Here is a 22,382-nt window from a genome sequence, read left to right as displayed (position 1 = left end):
CTTCCTACTGCGCCTCGTGCTCAGCGCGTTGCTTCGCGCGTTCCCGCTCGACACGTCGTTGGAACTGCCGGTCCTGGATGAGCGCGCTCTGCACTGCGCCGCGGATCACGACGTACATGACGACCCAGTTCACGACCACCAGCACGATCGCGAGAAGCACGATGACTACGACGTTCATGATCTCCCCCTCGGAATGTGAGGAAGACCATAGCGGTCACGGCCGGAACGCGACGTCGCACTCCGGGTGATCCGGGTTCGGGACCGCGACCGAGAAGCAGATGTTCGGGAAGCACGACGTGTCGTTCACCCCGTCGCTCGAGTTCGCCGAGGACCCGGCGGGACACCGCACGAGTTCCGGCGCGAGGGGAGCGGGCTCGGAGGCGGGGGCGATCTGACCACCGCACCCGAGATCGCACCTACACGCTTACCGTTCGTGTCCATCCCCCGTTGAGGTTGAGGATGACGCGGTCACACCATCCGTTGAAAGCGATGGATTAGAGAGGGCCTGCCGGGCTTCGCGATCCGCGATCCCAGCATTTCTGGTGCGCCTAACAGAGGTGCTTGCACTTAATTCGGCCCCTGTTGCTGCGCTACTTCGTGCATGGCACACGGGCGAGGTGGCCAAGGCGTTAGCTCGAGCCGTTCGACCCGAGGCGCAGGTTCCGGGGCGAGCACGGAGAGCGAGCGCCGAGGAAACCGCACACTTGGTCACGGCGTACCGTGCTGGTGCGACAGTCGAGGAAGTTGCTCGTCAGTTCGGGATGCACAAGACTACCGTGTCTGCACGTCTCGCAGATGCCGGCGTGGTGCTCAGAACCGAAGTGCTCCCAAGCGAACGGTCACGGATGCTCGAACTATTCAGAGAAGGTCTATCGATGAACCAGGTCGGTAGGCATGTGGGACGAGACCCAAAGACGGTGCGAGCAGCACTCGTGGCCGCCGGCATCACTCCCCGGGCCGAAACGGAATGAACTAGGCAGCATCGCGGAATTCGCCACGCCGTTCCCTGTCTGCCTGTTCGAGCAAGGCGCGGGCGAGTTTCTCGTAGTCGATGTCTGGATTGACGAGCGGCATGATCATGATGCGTCGCTTCTCGGACGGGTCCCAGTTCTTCCGGGCGTAGTCCCGACGGATACCAGCCTCGATGGCCGAGAAGTTGGTCTTGCCGACCTGATCCGCATAGCGCTTGTAGACCGTGAAGATGAGACGATAGTGCTTCCCTACCCGCTGAGCCAGCGAGGGCTCGGAGGCAAGAACCTGCTTCATGTGAGCGAGGAACTCGTCGTCGGTCAGGTCACGGCTCGGAGCATAGAAGCGATGGAGTTCCCATCGCGCCTTCGGCGAGAGGAGGCCAATCGCTACGGGAACATGGTTCCAGCAAGCGACGAGAAGGTCGCGACGGCCGAGATGATTGTGGTCATCAACACGCGCCAAGCCAGCTTGTCACCCCTTTTTCATATTGACTTTGATATCCGACCCGACAACCGAACTGGTCTTGGCGACTCCAAGCGCAATCAGTCGATCGACGATTGCCTGATGCTCGGGCGTGTTAGGTATCCGTGGATGGCGGCCGTTGCGCGCGGTGAGTTGGGCGTAATTTCCACCCAGAGGGCTGAGAATATCGGCTATCTGCGGTTCACTCAAAACAGAGAGGTGAGGTTGCATTGTTGCAATGACGGTCTCTTTGAGAACCCCCTGAGTAGCCAGACGGATAGTTTGATCGATGGTGAGGATCTTGCCAAGAGTCAGTGCCTCGCGAGCGATGGGCCCAAGGTTCCGTCCACCACTGCCAACAGTGAATTCATCGAACCGGTCGATAATGGCAGCTTTAATCTCCCTAGGTGTTAGCGGCGACTGCATAATCTGACCAACCTCCAGCGGCGGAACCAGCGCCGCGTCCATGAACTTCGCGAAATCACTGGACTTACTGATAGCAAAGATGCGTCCCTCTTTGTCGCCAGCTGCGATCGCCGTGAAGGCTGTTGCATCATCCGATATGACATCCGCGTCAATGAGCCACCCGACCAACTCGCCCTTCTCCACGGGTATTGATGCGGCAGCGACATAGTTCTCTAGACGCAGACTGCGGACAAGGTCGGCGCGTAGCTTTGCCGAGGGAAGAACATCAACGCCGGCGAGTAGCGTGAGCGCCACTTCAAGCTTGGCCGCTTCGTCATCGGTCACATCTGTCTTGATCGACTCATGAGCGGTCAGCATTGCTGCGAGCGATGCGGTGAGACCGATGGAATCGATGAACGCGCGCACGTTGCCGAACGTTGGCGCCAGATGGCCCGAGCGTGCCAGCTCAGGCCAAGCTAGAGTCGTCACTCCGATCAAACTTTCGAGAATAAAGCCATCCGCAACCCGCTGGACGATCTGGGCTGGGAACCTCTCATCGATCTCGACTGCATCATTAAGGATCTCTCCGAACACCTCAGCATCGTCGATCGGCGACTCATCTGGCTTAAGAACCCCCAGATAGTCGGGCAGCTCCTGAAGCGCCCTCTCATACACCTCGCGGCTACTTTTCGCAATCGCGTTGAGCGTCAAGCTGTGCGCCGGGTCTCCGACCGCGGTGAGGATATTCTCTCTAGAAAGAACGTAAGCGTCCAACTGGATCAGAGCCTCGATGATGTTGCGACTCAAGCCGTCGAGTTTAGGCAGGATTGCTCCGCTGAGACTAATGATCGTGGCGATGGTCTTCGCCTGCGATTCCGAGATCGACGTATCGGCCAGGCTCGGCATCGCGGCGTACGACGCCACTAGGTAATCTCGAATGCTCTCGTCGAGTCGATAGCTCAGGTCCGAGCTAGCATTTGCAAGCGCCGCGTTGACGAGTTTTAGGCGTCGATCGTCATCCATCGCGCCGTCCACAATGAGAAACTCGAATATCCAAGCTGCCCTCGAGGCAAGCCGCCTAATGAGCTCAACCGAGTTAGCTCCCGACTCAATGTAAGAGTTCAGGAAAGCGATCTCATCGGGTCCATGCCTCAATAATTGCGTAACAACGAACTCAACCAGCTTCGGCCTCTCGGCTATCAGATAGTTCACAAGCGTCACGTTATAAGCGGAACGTTCAGTCAGCACTTCCTCCCCAGCGTCGCGAATGATAGCTTCGACATCTGCCGGCTCAAGTGGGAATGCCATGTCGATGATGTTGGGCTCGATGTTCTTCAACACGAAGTTGGTGGCGTTTAGACTCACACGGTTCGCATGGAATGTAGAGCTGTACAGCGTGAAGTTGCGATCGATATATCCGGCACGGATGAGCTGAATCGCTAGCTCGGACGGCAACAAGAGCTGGGCGACCTGCAGGAAGGTGCGCTCCTCGCCGTCGAAAGTGATGGTGAAGTCGTCGCGCCCGGCCCAGATCAGCCATATCTGCGTGTGCGAGAAACGATCGCTCCTCTGTCGCGATGCCAATAGCACTTTGCAACCGTTGACGCTCACTCGTGGCCCATGCTTCAGACTCAAGCGCATCGCCGACTATCACTGCGGCCTCAGCGCGCCCGATCTGGATCGTAGACGGCGAATAACCAGGCCTCGCGTAAGTCACCTGGAGCGATTGACCGCCTACGAGCTGTTCCCAGAACTGGTCGGTCCCGAGACTGTCCCTCGTCACCGTTGCTCCCGCTATGGCGTACTGGGTGGGAGTCGCTCCAAGGAGCGCAATCATCACATCGATGCGGCTTGTAAGGATCGCTCCCAATGCCCCACCTCTTCCCCGCACACCACGAACTCGCCGAAGCGCCGACCGATGTGCCGCGATCTCACCGTTCAGTCGTTGGATGTTGGTGTTCACCAGTTCCCGCCCAACCCGGTAAAGCTGGTCAAGTTTGCTGGTTCCGAGCTTGACGAGTTCGAAGTCAGCGAGATGGCTGCTCTTGTAGAGCATCATCGCAAACAGCTTCGTCTGCTTGAGATCGATACTCTCCTTCGGATCAATGATCATGCGCTTGAAGACCACGAACTCGTTGCGGACATTCTTGATCAGCCGCATGTCCGCGAGGTGTCGCGCCGCTAGGTCGACGAGCTTCGGAGACACAGTGTGCTCCACGTCCTTCAATGTCTCATCAAAGAGATCCCGCGCGCTCCGGTGGGTCACAAATGGGACGACTGGGACTACTAGGTCGAAGAACTTCGTCCGATTCGAGCGTGCGAGCTCTTCCTGTGCGAGGTCGGCTGGCACGCTCTGAGCCGCCGCGGTTGCGTCCGTCGGCTGGCCAAGGCGTTCAAAAATGCTGTCCTTGATGGCGTACACGAATCGAATGTTCCGACCCCGCAACTGCTCAGCCTTGTTCAAGATTGCATTGAGTGAGCGAAGGGTCTCGAAGATGTGCGCGTCATCAAAACGATCGATGTCCTCGAAAATCAGCAGGTCACACTGGTTGGCCTCAAAGAAGTAAACAATCTCGTCGAGGTACTCATCAAAGTAGGTGGCGGACGCTGGAGAAAGGGATATGGTGGCCGCGCCCGCGGTTAGCTTCTCCACATAGATTCGGTTGTGTAGGGCGGCTCGGAAGAACCAAATGGCGAGTCCTGCAGCGACGAAGACGAGTGGATGTATCCACAGATTCTGATCGAGCGGCATGCCGACCGCTGCTGCAATCGTTTCGCTCCAGCCCAGTAGAAGAAACGCGATAGTGACCGGCAGCGCAAAGAGAAAAGAGCTCGGAAGGGACTTCCACCAACGAAAGCGGCTTACGCGTCGATATCCCGAGCCCGGCATGGACGTCGGATCCTGGCTGTAGAGAAGCTGCTTGACGATCTCCTTCTGAATCCGGTTCGTCTTTGTGGACGCGGCCGGCGACGCCTTCGGATTTGTTGATGCCTCAGCTTCGGTGGCTGGACCCACACTCGATAGAGAGATTGAGAGCGACGTGCGCCGATGCTCACGCGCCAACTCCTCGAGGATGCTGCTCTTGCCGACTCCGTAACTTCCGGTCAACGCAATGTTGCGCACCGGGTCGCTCGCATCAGCGAGAGCAGCCTCGATTAGATCTAGATAGACACCGTGGTGAGCAGGCACAAACTTCGGAGTCAGGGGGACGAGGGCTAACGACTCGGCCTCAGTATCCCGACCGACGCCCCAGCCTTCAACCCAGTTGGTCAGCGACCTCAGCGCCGAGAGAATCTGCTCTTTCATACTGCGCCTGATTATGACAGCAGGCACCGACACGTCAAGCACAAGCAGCACAAGCTGTTGCGCTTCTCACATCAGTACCGGTACAAGCCACTCCCGTCAGAATGAAGTGGAAGATGCCGCACCGGCGCAATGACCCTGGCGAGACTCACACCCTTCAACAGGGGTGACCGATTCGTCCGACCGACCGACCCTTTCGCGAATCGTGTACCGGTTAGACACGAAACAACACCGGTCAAGGTGTTGTTAATGATAATGAAAATCGTTATTGGTGCGCCTAACAGAGGTGCTTGCACTTAATTCGACCCCTGTTGCTGCGCTACTTCGTGCATGGCGGACGGGCGAGGTAGCGAAGACGATGGCCGGAGCCGTTCGACCCGAGGCGCGGGTTCCAGGCCGAGCACGGCGAGCGGACGCTGAGGAAACCGCACGCTTGGTCATGGCGTATCGCGATGGCGCAACGGTCGAGGAAGTTGCTCGTCAGTTCGGGGTGCACGACACCACGGTCTCTGCACGTCTCGCAGATGCTGGTGTGGTGCTCCGAACCGAAGTGCGCCCGAGCGAACGGTCACGGATGCTCGAGCTATTCAGCGAGGGACTGTCGATGAACCAGGTCGGCAAGCAGGTAGGACGAGACCCCAAGACGGTGCGAGCAACGCTCGTGGCCGCCGGCATCACTCCCCCACGTCGCAGCGGCAAGTGAGCCCAGGAATGGAAAGAGCGCGCACCTTCGGCGAGCGCGGCTCCCGGCGAAGCCGGATCACTCCCCACACCCAAGCCGAGTCCGCTATTGGACAGTACGGGCCGCAGGCAGAGTGGGAGCGCGCACTGTCGCCGGGTTGCGGGACACTTGTCATCGGTGGGCGGCACCGGAGGATCTAGCCAGAGGGCACAAGGAGGCAGCGTGGCGTTGCTCTGGACTGTTACAGGGGACATGGTGCATACCTCCACTGACGAGGTCGTGGCCTGATGCGGATTACCGGCGACGTCGAACTGACCGACGAGATCCTCAACGCCCATGAGCGGTGAGGGCGCTGAGCATCGTCGGCGACGTGACCTCCCAGCGGACCGCCTGACGGACGCCGGCGAGAGCGAACATGGCCTCCTGCGCGTCCCGGGCACCATCGCCGGCACGATCATCCTCGCGATCGCCGTCACTCCCCTCATCGGGCTCGTCGCCACCGGCAGTGCAGTTCTTCTCCTGCCCCTCGCTCTGGCAGTGGGCGCCGGTGGATCGTTCGTCATCACCGGGCTCGTGGGCCGGAGCTATCTCATCCAGGAGAGCTAAGTGCGGGGGGCGCACGTCGAGCATCATAGGCACTCATCGCACGGCTTTTGGCAGTCGCGCGCCGGTGAGAGAGCTGCCCGGCCGCTTAGCGTCTTGTCATGATCGTTCGGGTGTCCGAAGCGCAACTGATCCCCGGCGCTGAGGAGGAGTTCCTTGGCCTGTTGCTCGCGCTCGTCGCATCCTTCCCCGCGCGCTATCGAGGTCTTGTCAGGCATGAGGTTCTCGTCGATCACGCGAACCCCCGTCGTGTGCAATACGTCTCCACCTGGGTGGATGAAGAAGCTCTTATCGAGTACGCCGGCAGGAACTGGCGATCAGAAGCCGTCACGTTTCCCAACGAGGAGAAGTTCCTGACCACGCCGCTGTCTCTTCGCCATTACACGACCGCCGCCATCAAAGCCTGATCACGCGTTCGTCGAGGTGGTGACGGGACGCATCATCGGGTTTGTGGCGCCATGTGCACGACCTCGATCACCACCAATACGCCGGATAAGCCGATCACATCACTTCCAATCGCGCTGACGACCTCCCACCCGAGGGAAGAGCTGGCTAGGGCTCACCTCATCACGCCGTCACTGGCCGCCGCTGCGCCTTGGATACAAGCTCGGACTCTGGCGCCAGCTCGAACGACCCCATGCCGGATCGCACGGCGAAACGGAATCCTGGCAGCAGAAGATCGCGCTCCTCTCCGCCGCCTCCGCGACCGAGAACCCCACACACGGCTTCACTCCCAGCGACCTTCTCGCTCTCGTGCTGGCGGTGTGCCAAACGTGGCACCTCGCACCTGACGCCGTATCGACCGACAAGACATCACCAGAACGACGCCAAGTCATCGTCGACGCGGTGGCGCGACTCCTTTGCTAGCCCACGGCATCGTCGAACTGAGGTCGCCTGGCCTCACGGATGGTGCAAAACCGATCGGTTTCGCGACGCCCCGCGGCACCCCCTTCGGGCGAGAGTTGTGAATCTCCACCTCGAGTGGCGGTGTTTCAGTCAGCTTGTGACGGCCTCCGGCGTCGCGTGGGCCGGGTCAGGTTCTAGCGGCCCAGATGGTTCGCAGAGCGCCGTGCACGTCATCGGCTGGCAGGTTTTCGGATTGTGCGAGCTCCCTCCCGTGACGAGCGCAGTGCGTCCGTCCAGACCGAAGAGTTCCTGCAGTGACATCCGGTCAGGCTACCGCGCCCCCGTTGCCGCACGGACAAACCCGATTAGGAGACACGTCCTAGCCGCCGTTCGTCGGCGTGGTGAAGGCTTCGAGATACAGCTGTCGTAGGTCGTCCGTCGCGAGCCCACTGTCGCAATCGGAGACATAATCGTCGGCCGATGCGACGAGGTACGTCTTACCGACGGCAAATAGGCCGCCGCCCTCCGCCGTGCTGGGATCACCTGGTTGCGGGACGGTCAGTGTCTTCGAGGGGGATCCGGCGAAGATTTGTGTCACCTGCAGGGTCACGTTGTCGCCTTTGATGGCGGTCGCTGTCGCTTCGTATGCGGTGTCAAACTCGCGGAGGCTGTCGACGCTCACGGGCGCGCAAGTCGCGGAGGTTTCGTCCGGGCCGGGTGCCTGAATGGCGGGGGTGGCGACGAGGCCGGCGATGACGAGACCCGCGGCTGCCGTTGCAACTGCCCCGATCGAGACGCCGGCGAAAAGTCGACGACCACGCCGAGGGGCGGGTGCGCTTTGGCCGTCGAGGCTATCGCGCTCAGCGGCGGCAACGATGCGCCGGATACGTCCGTCGTCGAGGGGCTTCTGCCCATTACTGGGGTCTGCTTTGCGCAGCAACGCTCTGAGGTCGTCGTCGTTCATCGCTTTCCTCCTTTCCTGTCGTCGAGTCGGCGGGGCGCGTCCATTTCCTGCCGAAGCTTCTTCTTAGCTCGGTGGAGCCGGATTGTGGCGGCGTTGACCGAGGTCTCAAGCACGGTTGCGATCTCCGTCGGTCCAAGTTCTTCCCAGGCCCATAGGCGAAGGACCTCGGCGTCCGTCGGTGAGAGGCGCGCCAAGGCGCTGCGGAGACAGTCTGCGCGAGGATCCTCCTCGAGGCCCGCATCGACAGTGTCTTTCGGCGGATCGACCGTCGTAATCTTTTCCACAACTCGCCCCTGGCGTCGCATCGACCGTTCGGCGGTGCGGAGACAGTTCCGCGCGGTGACGTAAAGCCATGGCAGCGGCTCGTCATGAGGAACATCGTCGAAGCGTCGCCACAGCACGAGCATCGTCTCCGAGAACACGTCCTCGGCCGTGTGGGGGTCGGTACGCCGTCGCAGAAACCGCAGGACCGCGTCGCCATGCAGGCGGACGAGCGTCTCGTAGAGATGAGAGCGGGATTGCACACGTTCATCATGTCCGGTCGAGGCCAATCCTTTCGCAAGGGGGTCATGGAATTCGTGATCGGCGCCGTCGCCGAGCGGCTCCGCGACGAGCCATGCACAGTTCTGAGCCTGTCCGGGTCGCCCCTGGCCCCGCATCGCGATGACAAGACGGCTGACCTGACCGGGGTCGACCGACTCCTCGAGATTCTGAGCGGCGTCATCGAACCGGCCTACGGATTCCGATCCCTCGCCAACTTCAAAAAGAAGTTCCAGCCTGAGTTCACCCCGCTATGGATCATCTATCCCGAGTCCGTCCACCTTCCCGCCATCGCCCTCGCGCTCCTGCGGTGTTACATCCCCGGGCTCACTATTGCGGGGGCCGCCCGCCTTGCCAGACAGATCCGCAGACCCGCGCGCCCACAAGGCCTCGGCAGGCCCGATCGAGTTCAGCAAATCCCCAGAAAACTTTCTCCGCAGATGTGAAAGAGAGACGGGGCTGACGGTCATTCCCTCAGTACAAGCCGCAATCACCACTCGTTCACCGGAACGGGGGCCGCGAAATCAACTGAAAGGTGCAGCTCATGCGCATTCGAACCCTCACCGCCGTGACCGCGTCGATCCTCGCCGTGGGCCTGATGACCACCGGCGCCGCCGCCTACGCCGCAACCCAGGCGACCCCCAACCCGGATCAGAGAACCTTCATCGACGGTGTCCCCACCCCTGACGACACATTCATCGACGGTGTCCCCTCGCCCAACCACGACGAGGATGTCACCCCCGACAACGAAGAGGGCAGCTTCATCAACGGTCAGCCCGCCCCGCTCTTCATCACCCCCGCCAACCTCGCCAAAGGCCCCGTGACGCTGGCACCGGGCCAGTCGCTCATCATCGTCACGGACACCGAAACCGGCGGCACCTTCACCGGTACCGGCGGCACCGACGACAACACCATCGTCACCTTCGAGGCAGCCACCACCGGCGCCACCGACGACGATGCGTCCTTCAACGCGGCATTCTCGGCCGAGAAGGCCGGCACGACCAAGGGCTGGATCGCCGGACGCGACGGACACCGCACCAGCTTCGACATCACCGTCGCCACCTCCTGACCGCGGCACTCCCCGGGCCGGCGGAATCTCCTCCGGCCCCTCCCCCATCCACAAAGCACGGAGCCCGCCTGCCACCTAAGGTGTGGGCACTGTCTGACTAACAATGAAGATGTTCTTGACGGCTTCGGTCGGGGCTGACCTGCTGTTTAACTGACACGGCGTGTGCTGTTGTCCTGACACCGACGAGTCACTCCGGCCGGAGTTCGCCGTCACTGTCCCGGGGCCTGTCGGGGCCGGGTGGAACGTGACTTCATAGGACCTTGTTCGCGCACGATGCCTCGTCATTGTTGTGTCCGTTCTGCACCACTCCGGGGACTCCGCTATCGAAGAGGAACCCCAGTGGAAGAACATCAGCAACTGACCAGCACGATCATCGTCGGTGGGATCTACGCTCACTCGAACACCCATCATGTTGCGGCCCTCGACTCGTCGGGTCGGCGCCTCGGCAGCCAGGCATTCGCCGCCTCGACCCGCGGCTACCAGGACGCGCTGGATTGGCTCGGACGCTTCGGTGTGATCGACAAGATCGGGATCGAGTCGACGGGATCGTATGCGGCCGGCATCACCCGGTTCCTTCTCGCTCGCGGCGTTGAAGTCGTCGAGGTCAACCAGCCCCACCCTCACATGCGTGCACGTCGCGGCAAGGACGACGCGATCGATGCCGAAGCGGCGGCGATGAATGCCCTCTCCGGCCAGGCCGCGGTTGTGCCGAAGACCACCACCGGTGTTGTCGAATCCATCCGGATCCTGCGGGTCAGCCGGGCGTGGCCACTACCTATCCATCGGTTTGAACGTCGTCGAAGTGGCCGACATTGTCTACCTCTGTTCCAATAAATCAACTACCTCTGTTACGGCGGCGCAGATCCGCGAGATTTCGGGCTCCATCGGGGATTCTGAGCGCGAATTGCGACCTCGCGTGAAGCGCGGCTGGAACCGTCTGGCGGACGAGCAGCGTGGCGAGGTGGCGCGCCGTTATGAGGTAGGAGACACCACGACGGAACTGGCGAAGGCCTACGGAGTCGCGAAGTCGACGATCATTGGCATCCTCCGCGAGAGGAGTATCGTCGTTCGTCGCCAGCCGATGACACCCGATCAGGTGCGCGACGCAGTAGCGCTTTACGGGTCCGGCCTTTCGCTCTCTCAAGTCGCTCTGCAGCTCAACGTGAACCAAGAGACGATGCGGGTCGCGATCATTCGAGCCGGCGTTCAGATCCGGCCAGCGACGGGAGCCTGACTCCCCGCGAGACTACTTGCCCTTCGTGGCGTTGATCTTCGCGATTGAAGTGCCCTGGGTTTGTTGGAGGCTCCTGACCTTGGAAACGAGGATGGAGTTATGCCGAAGGAACAGGCGATCGGGAAGCCGACGACGCGTCGCTACTCGCCCGAGGAGAAGGCTGCCGCGGTGCGGATGGTCAGGACTTTGCGGTCCGAGTTAGGTACCGAGCATGGGACGGTGCAGCGGGTTGCGTCGCAGCTGGGTTACGGGGTCGAGTCGGTGCGGACTTGGGTGAAGCAGGCCGATATCGATGACGGTGTTGTGCCCGGGGTGAGCAGCAGTGAGGCGGCTCGGGTGCGGGAGTTGGAGCAAGAAGTCCGGGAGTTGCGTCGCGCCAACGAGATCCTCAAGCGTGCGGCGAGTTTCTTCGGGGCGGAGCTCGACCGCCAACACCGGAAGTAGTCGCGTTCGTCGACGCGAACAAGGACGACATCGTCGAGGGGCGCCCGCTCGGAGTCGAGCCCATCTGCGCACTGCTGCAGGTGGCTCCGAGCACGTACTACGCCGCCCGTGATCGGGCGCCGTCGGCGCGAGCGGTGAACGACGCGGTCGTGATGCCGGAGCTGGTGCGGCTGTGGACGGAGAACTACTGCGTCTACGGGGTCCGCAAGCTCTGGAAGGCGGCCCGCCGCGACGGGATCGACATCGGTCGAGACCAGACGGGTCGGTTGATGCGCGCTGCGGGGATCGAGGGCGCGAGACGGTCGAAGCGGGTCAAGACAACATGCCCTGATCCTGCCGCTGCGCGTCACCCGGATCTGGTGAAGCGGGAGTTCACCGCGACTGCCCCGAACCGGCTCTGGGTGACGGACCTCACGTTCGTACCGACCTGGGCCGGTGTCGCCTACGTCTGCTTCATCATCGACGCGTTCAGCCGGATGATCGTGGGATGGCGGGTCGCGTCGCACATGCGCACCGACATGGTCCTCGACGCGATCGAGATGGCCCGGTGGTCCCGCGGCGCCCGCCACCACGACCTGCGCTGTCATTCCGATGCGGGCAGTCAATTCACGTCGATCCGCTACGGCGAACGCCTCGCGGACATCGGGGCCACCCCGTCGATCGGGACCGTCGGCGACAGCTATGACAACGCCCTGGCAGAGACCGTGAACGGCTACTACAAGACTGAACTCGTCCGCGGACCCGCCCGATCCGGGCCCTGGAAGACGGTCGAGGACCTCGAGCTCGCGACCCTCGGGTGGGTGCACTGGCACAACACTCAACGCCTCCACGGCTACCTCGGCGACATCCCGCCCGTCGAGTTCGAGCAGGCGTTCTATGCTGACCAAGCCCGCCGCGATCAGCTGGTGGGAATCAAATAGCGCGAGTCTCCATCAGACCCAGGGCGCTTCATTCACCACCCCACGTGCAGAAGGCGAAGAGTCCACAGGAAGCAAAAAGGCCGAGAACACGGGGTTCTCGGCCTCAAAGGGTTCTAAAGACGAACATTTGGTGCCCCTGGAGGGACTCGAACCCCCAACCGTTTCCTTAGGACGGAACTGCTCTTCCATTGAGCTACAGAGGCTGGCTCGACGAGTCTAGCCGGGCTGGAGCATCCCGCGCGGCGCGAGGGCGAGGCGGACGAACGGCAGCTCCGAACGCGCGATCGCGACGGTCACCACGACATCCTCGCTCAGCTGCACGCCGACCCCGTACACGAACGGGTCCGTGTCGATCTCCGCTGCCGGCCGCGCGACCCCGTCGACCTCGAGCGTCGCGCGCCGGTTCACCGACGACTGCCGCGCCCGCCATGGCCCGTCGAACGTGGGTCCGGGGGCGAGCCCGAGCTCCGTGCGGAAGTGATTCACCAGGATGTGGTTCACATGCTGCACGAGCCGTGCCGCCAGGGTGGTCTCGGCGTACGACTCCGAGCTCCACGACGTCCGTACCGCCTCGGGAAGCCGGCGGTACCGCAGGCGCTTCACGGAGTCGAGAATCCACGAGGGTCTGGGCCACGGCGGATCGATCTCGAGCGAGGCGCGCGTCACCTCGTCGAGCTCGGCGAGGTTGCCCGGATCGTCGTGGTCGTCGGGATTGCGCCAGAGCGTGTAGCTCACGCCGACCTCGGCCTGCTGGCGCCGATGCCCGTCGGTTCCCTCCATGAGAGACAGATCGCCGACATCCTCCAGCGTGGGCTGAGGCACCAGTCCCATCACGGTGAAGGGCATGTCCCGAACACGTTGTGCCAGCTCGACACGCGGATCCGGCGCATCGGGAGGTGTGATCCCGGCGAACTGCATCTCCCCAGCGTGACGCACGACCCGGTCGACGGCAAGCGTCAGTCCGTGCCGCTGCGGGCAGCCGGATCACGAAGCACCCGCTGCGCCCAGGCGGCCGCGATCGCGCACAGAAGGACGACCACGCCCGCGACCCCCACCCATCCGACCCCGGCGAAGACCAACCCCAACGCCCAGCCCAGCGCACTCGAACCGGCGTAGTAGGCGAGGTAGTACAGCGACGAGGCCTGCGCGGCACTGCCGGCGGGGGCGGATGCGGGCGTCCACCCGGACGCAACCGCGTGGGCGGCGAAGAATCCGGCGGTGAAGATCACGAGCCCGGCGACGACCGCCCCGACAGAGGGCACGAGCAGGAGCAGCGCTCCCCCGGCCATGACTCCCGCGGAGCCCAGGAGCACGGGCAGACGTCCGAAGCGCCCGGCGAGCGCGCCGGCTCGCGGCGATGAGACGGTGCCCGCCAGGTACGCGAGGAACAGCAGGCTCACGGTCCACTGCGGCACGAGGTACGGCGGCGCCGCCAGCAGGAACCCGACGTAGTTGTACACCGCGACGAAGGCGCCCATCAGCAGGAATGCCTGCGCGTAGAGGGCGAGCTGGACCCGCGAGCGCAGGTTCGTCGCGAGTCGCCGCAGCACGGTTCCCACACGAACGGGGGATGCGGCGAACCCCCTCGCGCGCGGAGCCAGCCACAGGAACAGCACGGCGCTGGCCGCGCACACCGCCGCGACGATGAACACACCCAGCCGCCAGTGCCCCGCCTCCCCGAAGGGCCCCGATATCAGGCGCCCGGCGAGACCGCCCACCGTGGTGCCGGCGATGTAGCTCCCGGCGGCACGGGCGGCGTGACCGGCATGGACCTCCTCGCTCAGATACGCCAGCGCTACGGCGGGAACGGCTCCGAGTGCGGCTCCTTCGACGAGCCGCGCGATCAGGAACAGCTCCATCGTCGGGGCGAGCGGCGCGAGCAGACCGATAGCGGTCGCCGCGACCACGCCGATGGCCATGGTGGGCCTGCGCCCGCGACGGTCGGCGACCATCGACCAAGGGATCACCGCGAGCGCGAGACCGAGAGTCGCCGCCGACACGGCGAGCGCAGCCGTCGCCGGCGAGACACCCAGGTCGGCGGCGAGGAAGGGCAGAACCGCCTGCGGCGAGTACAGCTGAGCGAACGTCGCCACTCCGGCGAAGAACAGTCCGGCGATCAACCGGCGATAAGCAGGCTCCCCCGGCCGATGCCCAGCGAACTCCGTCACCCTGCCACGTTATCCGCGGACCGTCCGCATCCCGGATGCCGACACCCGGCGCGCCGCGCACCACGCCCGCTCCCGCGGAGATCACCACCGACACGCCGCACCACGAAACCCACACACCGCGCGCCGCGCACCACGCCCGCTCCCGCGGAGATCACCACCGACACGCCGCACCACGAAACCCACACACCGCGCGCCGCGCACCACGCCCGCTCCCGCGGAAATCACCACCGACACGCCGCACCACGAAACCGACACCCGGCGTGCCGCGCACGATCCCCGCCGTTCGGTCGGCCCTCACGCACGAAGGCCCTCACGCACGAAGGCCCTCACGCACGAACGCGCGATCGGGCTCAGCCGAGAACCCCGGGCAGCCGGGTCACCGCACGCGCAGCCCCGCCTCGGCACGCCGCACCGCCGCCTCGCCGCCCTCGAGGAGCACGGCACGTTCCGAGGGGGTGCGCAGGAAGTACCGGACGATCGCGGCGACCTGATTCGGATCCGACCCGAGCAGCATCGCCTGAGCCATCACCGGCGCGCCGCCCTTGGGCACGAGACAGAGCTTGGCGGCGGGCGCGGCGACGACCTTCGCCTCGACGAGCTCCTCCCATGTCCACGCGACCACGCCCGCACCTCGGATGCCGCGCAGACCCTCGGGCGTCAGCTCCAACCCCGCGGGCACCCGCATCCGCCAGGCCTGTACGACCAGGATCGCCACGCCGAGGATGCCGAGCACATAGGGCGCACGGGAGAAGACCGCGGTCATCGCCATCGTCGGAAGCCCCGCCGTGTCGATCGCCAGCTGCGCGATCGCCGGAAGCAGCAGACTGAACGCCATCACGACGACCGGCAGGGTGGCCGCGAGGGGCGGCCCGAATCGCAGGCTGGCCCCTCCCGGACGCACGCGCACGCTCCCCTGCCCGACGGCTCCGAACATCACGAGCACCCCGACGCCGACGGTGAGACACACGAGCGCGAGCGAGCCCATCAGCAGCCGGAACCCGATTCGGCCGTCCACGAGCGCCAGGAGCGCGGGGAGGAGCGCGAACGCGACGATGGCCCACGCGAGCCCGCGGGGGGCGCGCCCCTTCGGGAACACCGGCACGACCTCGACACCCGTCTCCCGCACCTGCGGCGACATCCTCTGCCACGACATGTCGTCAGCCCGCCGGTGACGGGACGGGGCCCGGCGTCGGTCGGGGGACGGGCGCATACCCCTCGAGACGCGGCGGTGAGCCGACGAAGAAGTCGTCGATGCTCTCACGCACGTCGAGCGGGACGGCGGCCTCCCACAGCCAGCGCGCACCGGCGGCAACGGCCAACCCGCCGACGACGGTCCCGCCGACGACCCAGCCGATGGGGTTGCTGCCCACGGCCACGGCGATGCCGCCGCCCGCCGCGGCGCCGGCTGCGCCGCCGGCAGCACCGCCCAGGATGTCGGCGACGCCCGAGGTCAACGATCCGCCCTGGGCGACGTCCGAGGCGAGCGTCACGACCTCCAGGACCGTGCCAGCGACGGGGATGACCTTCGAGTACTTCGAGACGTGGCCGATCTGCTCGGCGAGCTCTTGGACGCCCTGTCGCATCGCATGGGGATCGGCGGCCTCCGCAGCGGCCCGCAGCGCCGGGTTGCCCGAGCGCAGCTGGTTCCGGAACGTGTCGGCCGACTCCTGCAGCGCGTCGTGCGCCTCGCGCCACTGGCCGAGCTTCTCGTCCAGGAACGCCTCGTACCCGTCGAGCACTCCGCTCGCGACCTTGTCGTTGCCGAGCTCGAGGAGCGAGCCCACCGTGCCCGAGAGCTGCTGGAGGTCCTTCACGCGCGCGACGAGCGGGACGATGTGCTCCCCCACCCAGGAATCGAGCTCGCCCATGATCCGGCCGAGCTGCTCGCCGAGGTCGTTGTAGCTCGCCAGGAGATCGAGATAGCGCTGATACTCGCGCTGGTCGGCCGCCGGAGCCGTGTCCGCCGGGCAGTAGTCGAGGCTCGTCGTCGGCGGGAAGACGGTGACGCCGACAGCGGTCAACCCGACCGCCTTCGCCTGCGACAGCAGCGTCGCGTAGTCCTCCTGCGCACGCTCGAGGCGGTTCGCATACGCACGGAACACATCGACGGCGTCCGACAGGAAGCCGTGCACGCCGAGCGCTCTGCTCCTCACGGTCCCGACAGCACCGCGCCAGGCGGTCGCCGCTTCGCCGGTCCAGTAGTAGTTCGAGTCTCCCCAGAACGCCGCGAAGTCGACATCCGTGTCGGCGAACCCGGCCGCGCACCCGATCGAGCCAGTCGGCCACGGCCCGCACACTGGCGGGCGAGCCCGGCATCCGCACCTCGATGGACATCAGTGATCGAGCTCCTGCTCGAGCTGCGTGAGCTCCGCCGTCATCTCACTCTCGGTGGCCTCGTTGTCTCGCATGACATCGTCCGTGATCGCACCGATCAGCTGCACCGCCCCGGCGTACTCGTTCGCCGCCTCCGAGCCCCCCGCCGCGATGAAGCCGAGGAGTGCGGAGGCGGCCCCGCCGTCCGCGGCCGGCGGCATGCCGCCCATCGCGGTCTCGATCTCGCGCGCGAGCGCCGAGACGTCACCCATACGACGGCGGATGTTGTCGCGGTCGACGTAGATCGGATCGCTCATGCCAGCCGCCCGTTCTCGACCATGGCGGGCGGCACGTCGATGTCGAACGCCACGACGTCGAACGGCTGCTCCTCCTTGATTCGACCGAGCTCGGAGGTCATCAGGAGCATCCACGGCTGGTTCATGCCGCAGTTCGCGGCGAGCCGGTCCAGCGCGGTGTAGGCGAGCAGCCCCTGACGGCCGTCGGCCATCCTGCGGACCACCGCCATCTGGCCCTCGGAGAGTGGATTGTCGACGAGGGGAAGGTAGAGCACGGGCGGCACGATGACACCACGCTCATCAACGGTGGTCTGCCGCGGTGCACCCAACTGCATATCGCCCTCACTCGTCGAGACATCGGGACGCTCAGCCTAGCCGGGCCGCGCCGAGAACCCGCCGTCTTGTCCACAGCCCCTCACCCGAACAGCCGTCGCCACACGTTCGTGTCGGCGAGGTCGAGCAGCTCGTCGCCGCGGCCGGACATGACCGTCCGCAACGCCCACAGCCCGAAGCCCTTGGCCTGCTCGACGGAGATCGATGGTGGGATCGACAACTCCTCCCGTGCCACGACGACGTCGACGAGCACGGCCCCGGGATCGGCGAGTGCCCGACGAAGAGCCGGCTCGAGGTCTGCTCCCTTCTCGACACGGATGCCGGTGATTCCGACAGCCGTCGCGATGTCGGCGAAGCTCGGGTTGTCGAGCCCGGTGCCGAAGTTCACGATCCCCGCCGCTTTCATCTCGACCTCCACGAACCCCAGCGCCGAGTTGTTGAACACGACGATCTTCACGGGCAGGTCGTTCTGCCGGATCGAGAGCAGGTCGCCGAGCAGCATCGACAGGCCCCCATCGCCGGCGAGCGCGATGACCTGGCGCTCACGGTCGACGGCCTGCGCGCCGAGCGCCTGGGGCATGGCGTTCGCCATCGACCCGTGCGTGAACGAGCCGAGCAGCCGGCGCCCGGCGGTCATGCGCAGATAGCGTGCCGCCCACACGACCGGCGTGCCGACATCCACCGTGAAGACGGCGTCCTGATCCGCCAGCTCGTCCACGAGCCGGGCCACGTACTGCGGGTGGATCGGTGTGCGGCCGTCGTCATCGGCGAGCCCGTCGAGCTCCGACCGCGTCTTCTCATAGTGCTTCAGCGCATCCCGCAGGTGGCCGGGGTCGCGACCCTCCGGCAGGAGCGGGAGCAAGGCGGATGCGGTGGCCCCGACATCCCCCACGAGTCCGAGGTCGATCGGGGTACGCCGTCCCAGCTGCTCGCCGCGGACGTCGACCTGCACGATCGTCGCCTTCTCCGGGTAGAACTGGCGGTACGGGAAGTCGGTGCCGAGCATCAGCAGTGCGTCGCACCGCTCCATGGCCCGGTACCCCGATGCGAAGCCGAGCAGCCCCGTCATCCCCACGTCGTAGGGGTTGTCGTACTCGATGTGCTCCTTGCCGCGGAAGGCATGGACGATCGGGGCCTGCAGCCGCTCGGCGAGCGCCATGACCTCGGCGTGCGCGCCGGCGACGCCGGCGCCCGCGAGGATCGTGACCTTCTTCGCCTCCCCCAGCACGCGCGCGGCCTCGCGCAGCTCGGCCTCACCGGGGACGATAACCGGCGAGGCCGCACGGATGGGCGCCGAGGCGCGCCGGGAGGGCGCCTTCTGGAAGAACACGTCGCCCGGAACCACGACGACGGCCACCCCGCGCTTCTCGACCGCCGTGCGCATCGCGGTCTCCAGCACCCAGGGCAGCTGGCTCGGGTCGCCCACCAGCTCCGCGTAGACGCTGCACTCGCGGAACAGCTCCTGCGGATGCGTCTCCTGGAAGTATCCGCTGCCGATCTCGGCGGAGGGGATGTGGGAGGCGATCGCCAGCACCGGCACCCGGGAGCGCTGCGCGTCGAAGAGCCCGTTGATGAAGTGGAGGTTGCCCGGCCCGCAGCTTCCCGCGACGACGGCCAACTCGCCCGTGATCTCGGACTCGGCCCCCGCCGCGAACGCCGCCGCCTCCTCGTGCCGCATGTGGAGCCAGCGAAGGCGACCGTCCCGGCGAAGCGCATCGGTGAACGCGTTGAGCGAGTCGCCCGGCAGTCCCCAGACGCGGGTGACCCCGGCGCGGACGAGGGTGTCGACGAACAGTTCCGCGATGTTCTGTGCCATGTCTGCAGGCTACGGCGCACCGTCCGTCGCAGCCAGGGGTTGCGGGGCCGGCGGACGCGTGGTGACTACGTCGCCTGGGCGCAGCTCGCGGACTCGGCGGCCGCGACGACGCCGTGGGCACTGCCGACGAGGAGGTCCACGATGCTCTCCGCCGCCGTCTCGGTCCCGAGGGCCAGCTCGATCAGGATCTCCTCGGCGAACGAGACCCATGACCGCAGCACGACCCGCAGCAGGCGGGTGTCGGGGGACCCCATCTCGACGAACACCGAGACGATGCGCTGGGCATGCACGTCACGGGCGTCGTCGACGACCGTGCGCACCACGGGGTCTCCGCTGGCCACCCCGCGCACGAGCGAGAAGAAGGTGCCCCGGTACTCGCGCACGAATCCCACGACGCGGCCGAGCGTGTCGCGGAGGCGGCCGGATGGCGGGAGCTCCTCGCGGGGTACGGCGAACGCGAGCATGCTCTCGGCGGCCGTCGTCACGACCGCACGGTGCAGCCCTTGACGGGAGCCGAAATAGTGGAAGACGAGCCCGCGCGAGACGCCGGCCCGCTCCGAGAGCGCCTCTATCGTCAGGTCGTCCAGCGACTGATCCCCGAGAAAAGCGACACCGATCGCCAGAAGCTGCGACCGCCGCTCCTCCGGAGTCAGACGTCGCCGTCGTGCACTGGCCATCCCTCACCATAACTGAAGGCTGCGGGGGCAGGAGAGGAAGACGCGGATGAGATTTCTCTCATCCGGAGCCCGATCATATTGACTCTCTGTCAATGAGGTCTACGCTCAACCGACGACGGCATCGGGGCCGTCCCACACCCTCGGAGGACCGATGAAGATCCGCTCCCTCACCCGCTCCCGCGCCGGCCGCATCGCGCTCGCCGCCGTGCCTGTCGCCGCCGCATCCTCCCTCCTCATGGGCGGCGTGGCCCAGGGCGCCGTGCCGGTCTCCTTCGCCGTGTCCGGCAGCCAGTTCCAGATCAGCGCCTCGCAGCTCGAGGGAACCGGGTTCTCGCAGTACGCCGGCGTCACGAAGGACACCGCCGGCGGCGAGCACGCCGTCGCGATCGCGAACATCGCCTCGGCGACGCTCTCCGACCTCTGCCAGTCGGTCGTGACCGAGACACCGCTCGGAACCGTCGGCATCCTCATCACCGCGGGCGGCGGCGGCAGCCCGGCATCCGCGTCCGATCTGCAGATCGGCATGACCGGGCTCCGCGGCGACTCGTCGTTCCAGAACATCCGGATCGGTGTCGACGCCTCCACTGTCAACACCGGCCCCAAGGGCACGGCGGGTGACTTCGCACAGGATGCCGACACCGTCTCGATCGCGAACCTGCAGCAGACCGCCTGGAGCACGCAGGCATCCGTCTTCACGCTCACCGGCATGTCGCTGCAGCTGACGGACGGCAAGACATGCTTCTGACGGACACCGTGACCAGGCCCATCCGGCGTCGCCAGAACCGCCCGTCGACCTGGCGACGGTTCCGTGAGTGGGCACGACGGCGACCCCTCGTCGGCGGCGTCCTCGTCGCCCTCGGCGGCGCCGAGATGTTCGGGTCGAGCCAGCTCGACATCGGCAACCTCCACATCCAGCTCGGCATCGAGGGGTTGCAGGCCACCGTCATCCCGATCGCGCTGGTGCTGCTCGGCGTGCTCGCGATCGCGATGCCGGCGCACCGGATCTTCTACGGGGTGATCGCGCTGGTCGTCGCGGTCTACTCCCTCGTGGGCGTCAACCTCGGCGGCTTCTTCATCGGGATGCTGCTGGCCAGCGTCGGCGGGATCATCGTCGTCTCCTGGATGCCACGGCCTCCCGCAGCCGAGCCCGCCACGGAGGAGCCGAAGCCGTGAGGCGACCGCTCCGGGCAGGAGCGACGCTGACAGCGGCACTGCTCGTCGCCGGGGCGCTCTCGGGCGCTGCGGCGGCGCCGCGCCCGGCCGCGTTCTGCATCCCGATCCCGATGATCTGGTCGTGTCCGTCCGATCCTTCGTCGCCCTCGCCCGTGCCGACACCGTCGCCCTCGCCGAGCGGAAGCTCCCTGCTTCCCGGCATCCCCGACATCGGCGCCCCCACGCCGGGCAGCACGTCGCCCGCGCCGGGTGAGGCGCCGGCCACGCCGGCCCCATCGACGCCGGCACCCGTCGAGGCCGTCCCGGACGAGGACGCCCCGGTGTTCACACAGCCGCCGGCGCAGCTCGGCTCGCAGTCGCTGTCGTTCACGGGACTGAAGGGCATCAGCATCGTCACCGTGCCGCTGGCCGACGGCTCGCGCGTGGCCGCGGTCAAGATCGCCGCGGACAGCATCACGATCGACGGCTTCGCGCTCACGGTGCGTCACGACGACAGCAGTCCTTCGCTGGTGACCACCGCGGACCGGATGACCCTGTCCGGCAACGTTCGGGTATACCTGAACTCGCTGACCGCGACCACGCAGAGCGGCCGCTCGGTCACCCTGGGCGCCGACACCCCGCCACCGGCCGACGGCGTGGAGCCCACTCTCCTGCGCGTGACGTTCGGTCTCGTCGGGGCCACCGCCGACTCCATCGTCTACTCGAACACCGACCAGCAGCTCCACGGGTGACGGCGGACCGCGAGCAGGCACGGTGAGCGTCCCGCGATGCGGCGAAGGGCACGTGGGAGTTCGCTGGGTATCGGCACCGGGGGTTGCGTCACGCGTGGATTCTCGGAATCGTGGCCCACTCCGCACCATCGATGGAAGGAGAGCACCATGCTCACACTGACGGAGAACGCGGCCACGGCCGTCACCTCGATCACGGCCCAGATCCCGGCGGACGGCGGCGGGCTGCGCATCCGCGACACCGGCGCCCAGACCGGCTTCGAGCTCTCGCTCGTCGAACGTCCCGAGCCCAGCGACACGGTCGTGGAGACCGACGGCGCGCGCGTGTTCGTCGCGGAGGACGCGACGGTCGCGCTGGACGACCGGGTGCTCGATGCCGAGATCGGTGCCGACGGAGCCGTGCGCTTCGCACTCGGCGTCGCCGGCTGAGACA

The 22,382-nt window shown here is 65.7% G+C and carries 27 protein-coding genes and 1 tRNA gene; 13 read left to right on the top strand and 15 right to left on the bottom strand.

The window, feature by feature from the left end; translation table 11 throughout:
* Positions 1 to 4 precede the first annotated feature (4 nt).
* The 4 genes from QE381_RS16445 to QE381_RS16430 form a co-directional block, all read right to left on the bottom strand.
* Positions 5 to 178, bottom strand: a complete 174-nt coding sequence (locus tag QE381_RS16445) for a hypothetical protein (protein ID WP_307219912.1) — start codon at positions 176 to 178, stop codon at positions 5 to 7.
* A 794-nt stretch (positions 179 to 972) separates the two neighbouring features.
* The gene (locus QE381_RS16440) at positions 973 to 1,434 is read right to left on the bottom strand and encodes a hypothetical protein (protein ID WP_307219910.1); all 462 of its coding nucleotides are present in this window, start codon (positions 1,432 to 1,434) and stop codon (positions 973 to 975) included.
* A 9-nt stretch (positions 1,435 to 1,443) separates the two neighbouring features.
* On the bottom strand, positions 1,444 to 3,180 hold the full coding sequence (locus tag QE381_RS16435) for a hypothetical protein (RefSeq protein WP_307219908.1): 1,737 nt from the start codon (positions 3,178 to 3,180) through the stop codon (positions 1,444 to 1,446).
* Positions 3,131 to 5,146, bottom strand: coding sequence for a hypothetical protein (locus tag QE381_RS16430; RefSeq protein WP_307219905.1), 2,016 nt, complete (start codon positions 5,144 to 5,146; stop codon positions 3,131 to 3,133). The genes QE381_RS16435 and QE381_RS16430 overlap by 50 nt, the downstream gene beginning before the upstream one ends.
* Before the next feature lie 571 nt (positions 5,147 to 5,717).
* Between QE381_RS16430 and QE381_RS16425 the strand changes: the two genes are divergently transcribed.
* The 4 genes from QE381_RS16425 to QE381_RS17990 all read left to right on the top strand — a co-directional run bounded on the left by QE381_RS16425 (position 5,718) and on the right by QE381_RS17990 (position 7,295).
* Positions 5,718 to 5,846 (top strand): hypothetical protein, encoded by a 129-nt coding sequence (locus QE381_RS16425; protein ID WP_307219904.1) that lies wholly within the window; start codon positions 5,718 to 5,720, stop codon positions 5,844 to 5,846.
* A 315-nt stretch (positions 5,847 to 6,161) separates the two neighbouring features.
* On the top strand, positions 6,162 to 6,431 hold the full coding sequence (locus QE381_RS16420; protein ID WP_307219902.1) for a hypothetical protein: 270 nt from the start codon (positions 6,162 to 6,164) through the stop codon (positions 6,429 to 6,431).
* Between the two features lie 98 nt (positions 6,432 to 6,529).
* Complete coding sequence (locus tag QE381_RS16415; RefSeq protein ID WP_307219900.1) at positions 6,530 to 6,835, top strand: antibiotic biosynthesis monooxygenase; 306 nt, start codon at positions 6,530 to 6,532, stop codon at positions 6,833 to 6,835.
* Positions 6,836 to 7,016: 181 nt separating this feature from the next.
* Positions 7,017 to 7,295: a hypothetical protein gene (locus tag QE381_RS17990; RefSeq protein WP_373426999.1), complete on the top strand. Its 279-nt coding sequence runs from the start codon at positions 7,017 to 7,019 to the stop codon at positions 7,293 to 7,295.
* Between the two features lie 358 nt (positions 7,296 to 7,653).
* Here QE381_RS17990 and QE381_RS16410 read toward each other — a convergent pair whose 3' ends face one another.
* On the bottom strand, positions 7,654 to 8,238 hold the full coding sequence (locus tag QE381_RS16410) for a hypothetical protein (RefSeq protein ID WP_307219898.1): 585 nt from the start codon (positions 8,236 to 8,238) through the stop codon (positions 7,654 to 7,656).
* The gene (locus QE381_RS16405; protein WP_307219896.1) at positions 8,235 to 8,762 is read right to left on the bottom strand and encodes an RNA polymerase sigma factor; all 528 of its coding nucleotides are present in this window, start codon (positions 8,760 to 8,762) and stop codon (positions 8,235 to 8,237) included. The genes QE381_RS16410 and QE381_RS16405 overlap by 4 nt, the downstream gene beginning before the upstream one ends.
* A gap of 45 nt (positions 8,763 to 8,807) precedes the next feature.
* Here QE381_RS16405 and QE381_RS16400 point away from each other — a divergent pair, with 45 nt between their 5' ends.
* The 5 genes from QE381_RS16400 to QE381_RS16380 all read left to right on the top strand — a co-directional run bounded on the left by QE381_RS16400 (position 8,808) and on the right by QE381_RS16380 (position 12,445).
* The gene (locus QE381_RS16400; protein ID WP_307219894.1) at positions 8,808 to 9,224 is read left to right on the top strand and encodes a phosphatidylglycerol lysyltransferase domain-containing protein; all 417 of its coding nucleotides are present in this window, start codon (positions 8,808 to 8,810) and stop codon (positions 9,222 to 9,224) included.
* 122 nt (positions 9,225 to 9,346) lie between these two features.
* Positions 9,347 to 9,847, top strand: coding sequence for a hypothetical protein (locus QE381_RS16395; protein ID WP_307219892.1), 501 nt, complete (start codon positions 9,347 to 9,349; stop codon positions 9,845 to 9,847).
* A 339-nt stretch (positions 9,848 to 10,186) separates the two neighbouring features.
* Positions 10,187 to 10,681 (top strand): transposase, encoded by a 495-nt coding sequence (locus QE381_RS16390; protein WP_307219890.1) that lies wholly within the window; start codon positions 10,187 to 10,189, stop codon positions 10,679 to 10,681.
* Complete coding sequence (locus tag QE381_RS16385) at positions 10,650 to 11,081, top strand: hypothetical protein (protein ID WP_307219888.1); 432 nt, start codon at positions 10,650 to 10,652, stop codon at positions 11,079 to 11,081. Before QE381_RS16390 ends, QE381_RS16385 begins: the two co-directional genes overlap by 32 nt.
* A 99-nt stretch (positions 11,082 to 11,180) precedes the next feature.
* A protein-coding gene (locus QE381_RS16380) for an IS3 family transposase (RefSeq protein ID WP_307220573.1) occupies positions 11,181 to 12,445 on the top strand; the annotation gives its coding sequence in 2 pieces (ribosomal slippage) (positions 11,181 to 11,484 and positions 11,484 to 12,445; 1,266 coding nt in all).
* A 128-nt stretch (positions 12,446 to 12,573) separates the two neighbouring features.
* On the opposite strand, the gene QE381_RS16375 is transcribed toward QE381_RS16380, so the two are convergent.
* From QE381_RS16375 to QE381_RS16335, 9 genes are all read right to left on the bottom strand, one after another.
* Positions 12,574 to 12,648, bottom strand: a tRNA-Arg gene (locus QE381_RS16375).
* A 13-nt stretch (positions 12,649 to 12,661) separates the two neighbouring features.
* Positions 12,662 to 13,291, bottom strand: a complete 630-nt coding sequence (locus tag QE381_RS16370; protein WP_307219887.1) for a hypothetical protein — start codon at positions 13,289 to 13,291, stop codon at positions 12,662 to 12,664.
* Between the two features lie 110 nt (positions 13,292 to 13,401).
* Positions 13,402 to 14,613 carry an MFS transporter gene (locus tag QE381_RS16365; protein ID WP_307219885.1) on the bottom strand — a complete coding sequence of 404 codons (1,212 nt, stop codon included), beginning with the start codon at positions 14,611 to 14,613 and terminating at the stop codon, positions 13,402 to 13,404.
* A gap of 376 nt (positions 14,614 to 14,989) precedes the next feature.
* Positions 14,990 to 15,766, bottom strand: a complete 777-nt coding sequence (locus tag QE381_RS16360) for a hypothetical protein (protein WP_307219883.1) — start codon at positions 15,764 to 15,766, stop codon at positions 14,990 to 14,992.
* A 4-nt stretch (positions 15,767 to 15,770) separates the two neighbouring features.
* Positions 15,771 to 16,910 (bottom strand): hypothetical protein, encoded by a 1,140-nt coding sequence (locus tag QE381_RS16355; RefSeq protein ID WP_307219880.1) that lies wholly within the window; start codon positions 16,908 to 16,910, stop codon positions 15,771 to 15,773.
* Between the two features lie 36 nt (positions 16,911 to 16,946).
* Positions 16,947 to 17,243, bottom strand: coding sequence for a hypothetical protein (locus tag QE381_RS16350; RefSeq protein WP_307219878.1), 297 nt, complete (start codon positions 17,241 to 17,243; stop codon positions 16,947 to 16,949).
* Entirely contained in the window at positions 17,240 to 17,497 is a 258-nt protein-coding gene (locus QE381_RS16345; RefSeq protein WP_307219877.1) for an SAV_915 family protein, read from the bottom strand. Before QE381_RS16345 ends, QE381_RS16350 begins: the two co-directional genes overlap by 4 nt.
* A gap of 140 nt (positions 17,498 to 17,637) precedes the next feature.
* Positions 17,638 to 19,371, bottom strand: coding sequence for a ubiquinone-dependent pyruvate dehydrogenase (gene poxB, locus QE381_RS16340; RefSeq protein WP_307219876.1), 1,734 nt, complete (start codon positions 19,369 to 19,371; stop codon positions 17,638 to 17,640).
* Between the two features lie 65 nt (positions 19,372 to 19,436).
* A complete protein-coding gene (locus QE381_RS16335) occupies positions 19,437 to 20,048 on the bottom strand; it encodes a TetR/AcrR family transcriptional regulator (RefSeq protein WP_307219874.1) in 612 nt (203 codons plus the stop codon).
* Between the two features lie 151 nt (positions 20,049 to 20,199).
* Here QE381_RS16335 and QE381_RS16330 point away from each other — a divergent pair, with 151 nt between their 5' ends.
* The 4 genes from QE381_RS16330 (at position 20,200) to QE381_RS16315 (ending at position 22,378) form a co-directional block, all read left to right on the top strand.
* A complete protein-coding gene (locus QE381_RS16330) occupies positions 20,200 to 20,793 on the top strand; it encodes a DUF6230 family protein (protein WP_307219872.1) in 594 nt (197 codons plus the stop codon).
* A complete protein-coding gene (locus tag QE381_RS16325) occupies positions 20,784 to 21,221 on the top strand; it encodes a DUF6114 domain-containing protein (protein ID WP_307219870.1) in 438 nt (145 codons plus the stop codon). The genes QE381_RS16330 and QE381_RS16325 overlap by 10 nt, the downstream gene beginning before the upstream one ends.
* A complete protein-coding gene (locus QE381_RS16320; RefSeq protein ID WP_307219868.1) occupies positions 21,218 to 21,952 on the top strand; it encodes a hypothetical protein in 735 nt (244 codons plus the stop codon). Before QE381_RS16325 ends, QE381_RS16320 begins: the two co-directional genes overlap by 4 nt.
* A 147-nt stretch (positions 21,953 to 22,099) precedes the next feature.
* Entirely contained in the window at positions 22,100 to 22,378 is a 279-nt protein-coding gene (locus QE381_RS16315; protein ID WP_307219866.1) for a Fe-S cluster assembly protein HesB, read from the top strand.
* The last annotated feature ends 4 nt before the right edge of the window (positions 22,379 to 22,382 follow it).

The sequence above is a fragment of the Microbacterium sp. SORGH_AS_0888 genome (assembly GCF_030818905.1).
Taxonomy (GTDB): Bacteria; Actinomycetota; Actinomycetes; order Actinomycetales; family Microbacteriaceae; genus Microbacterium.
This window is presented reverse-complemented; position numbering and strand designations above follow the sequence as displayed.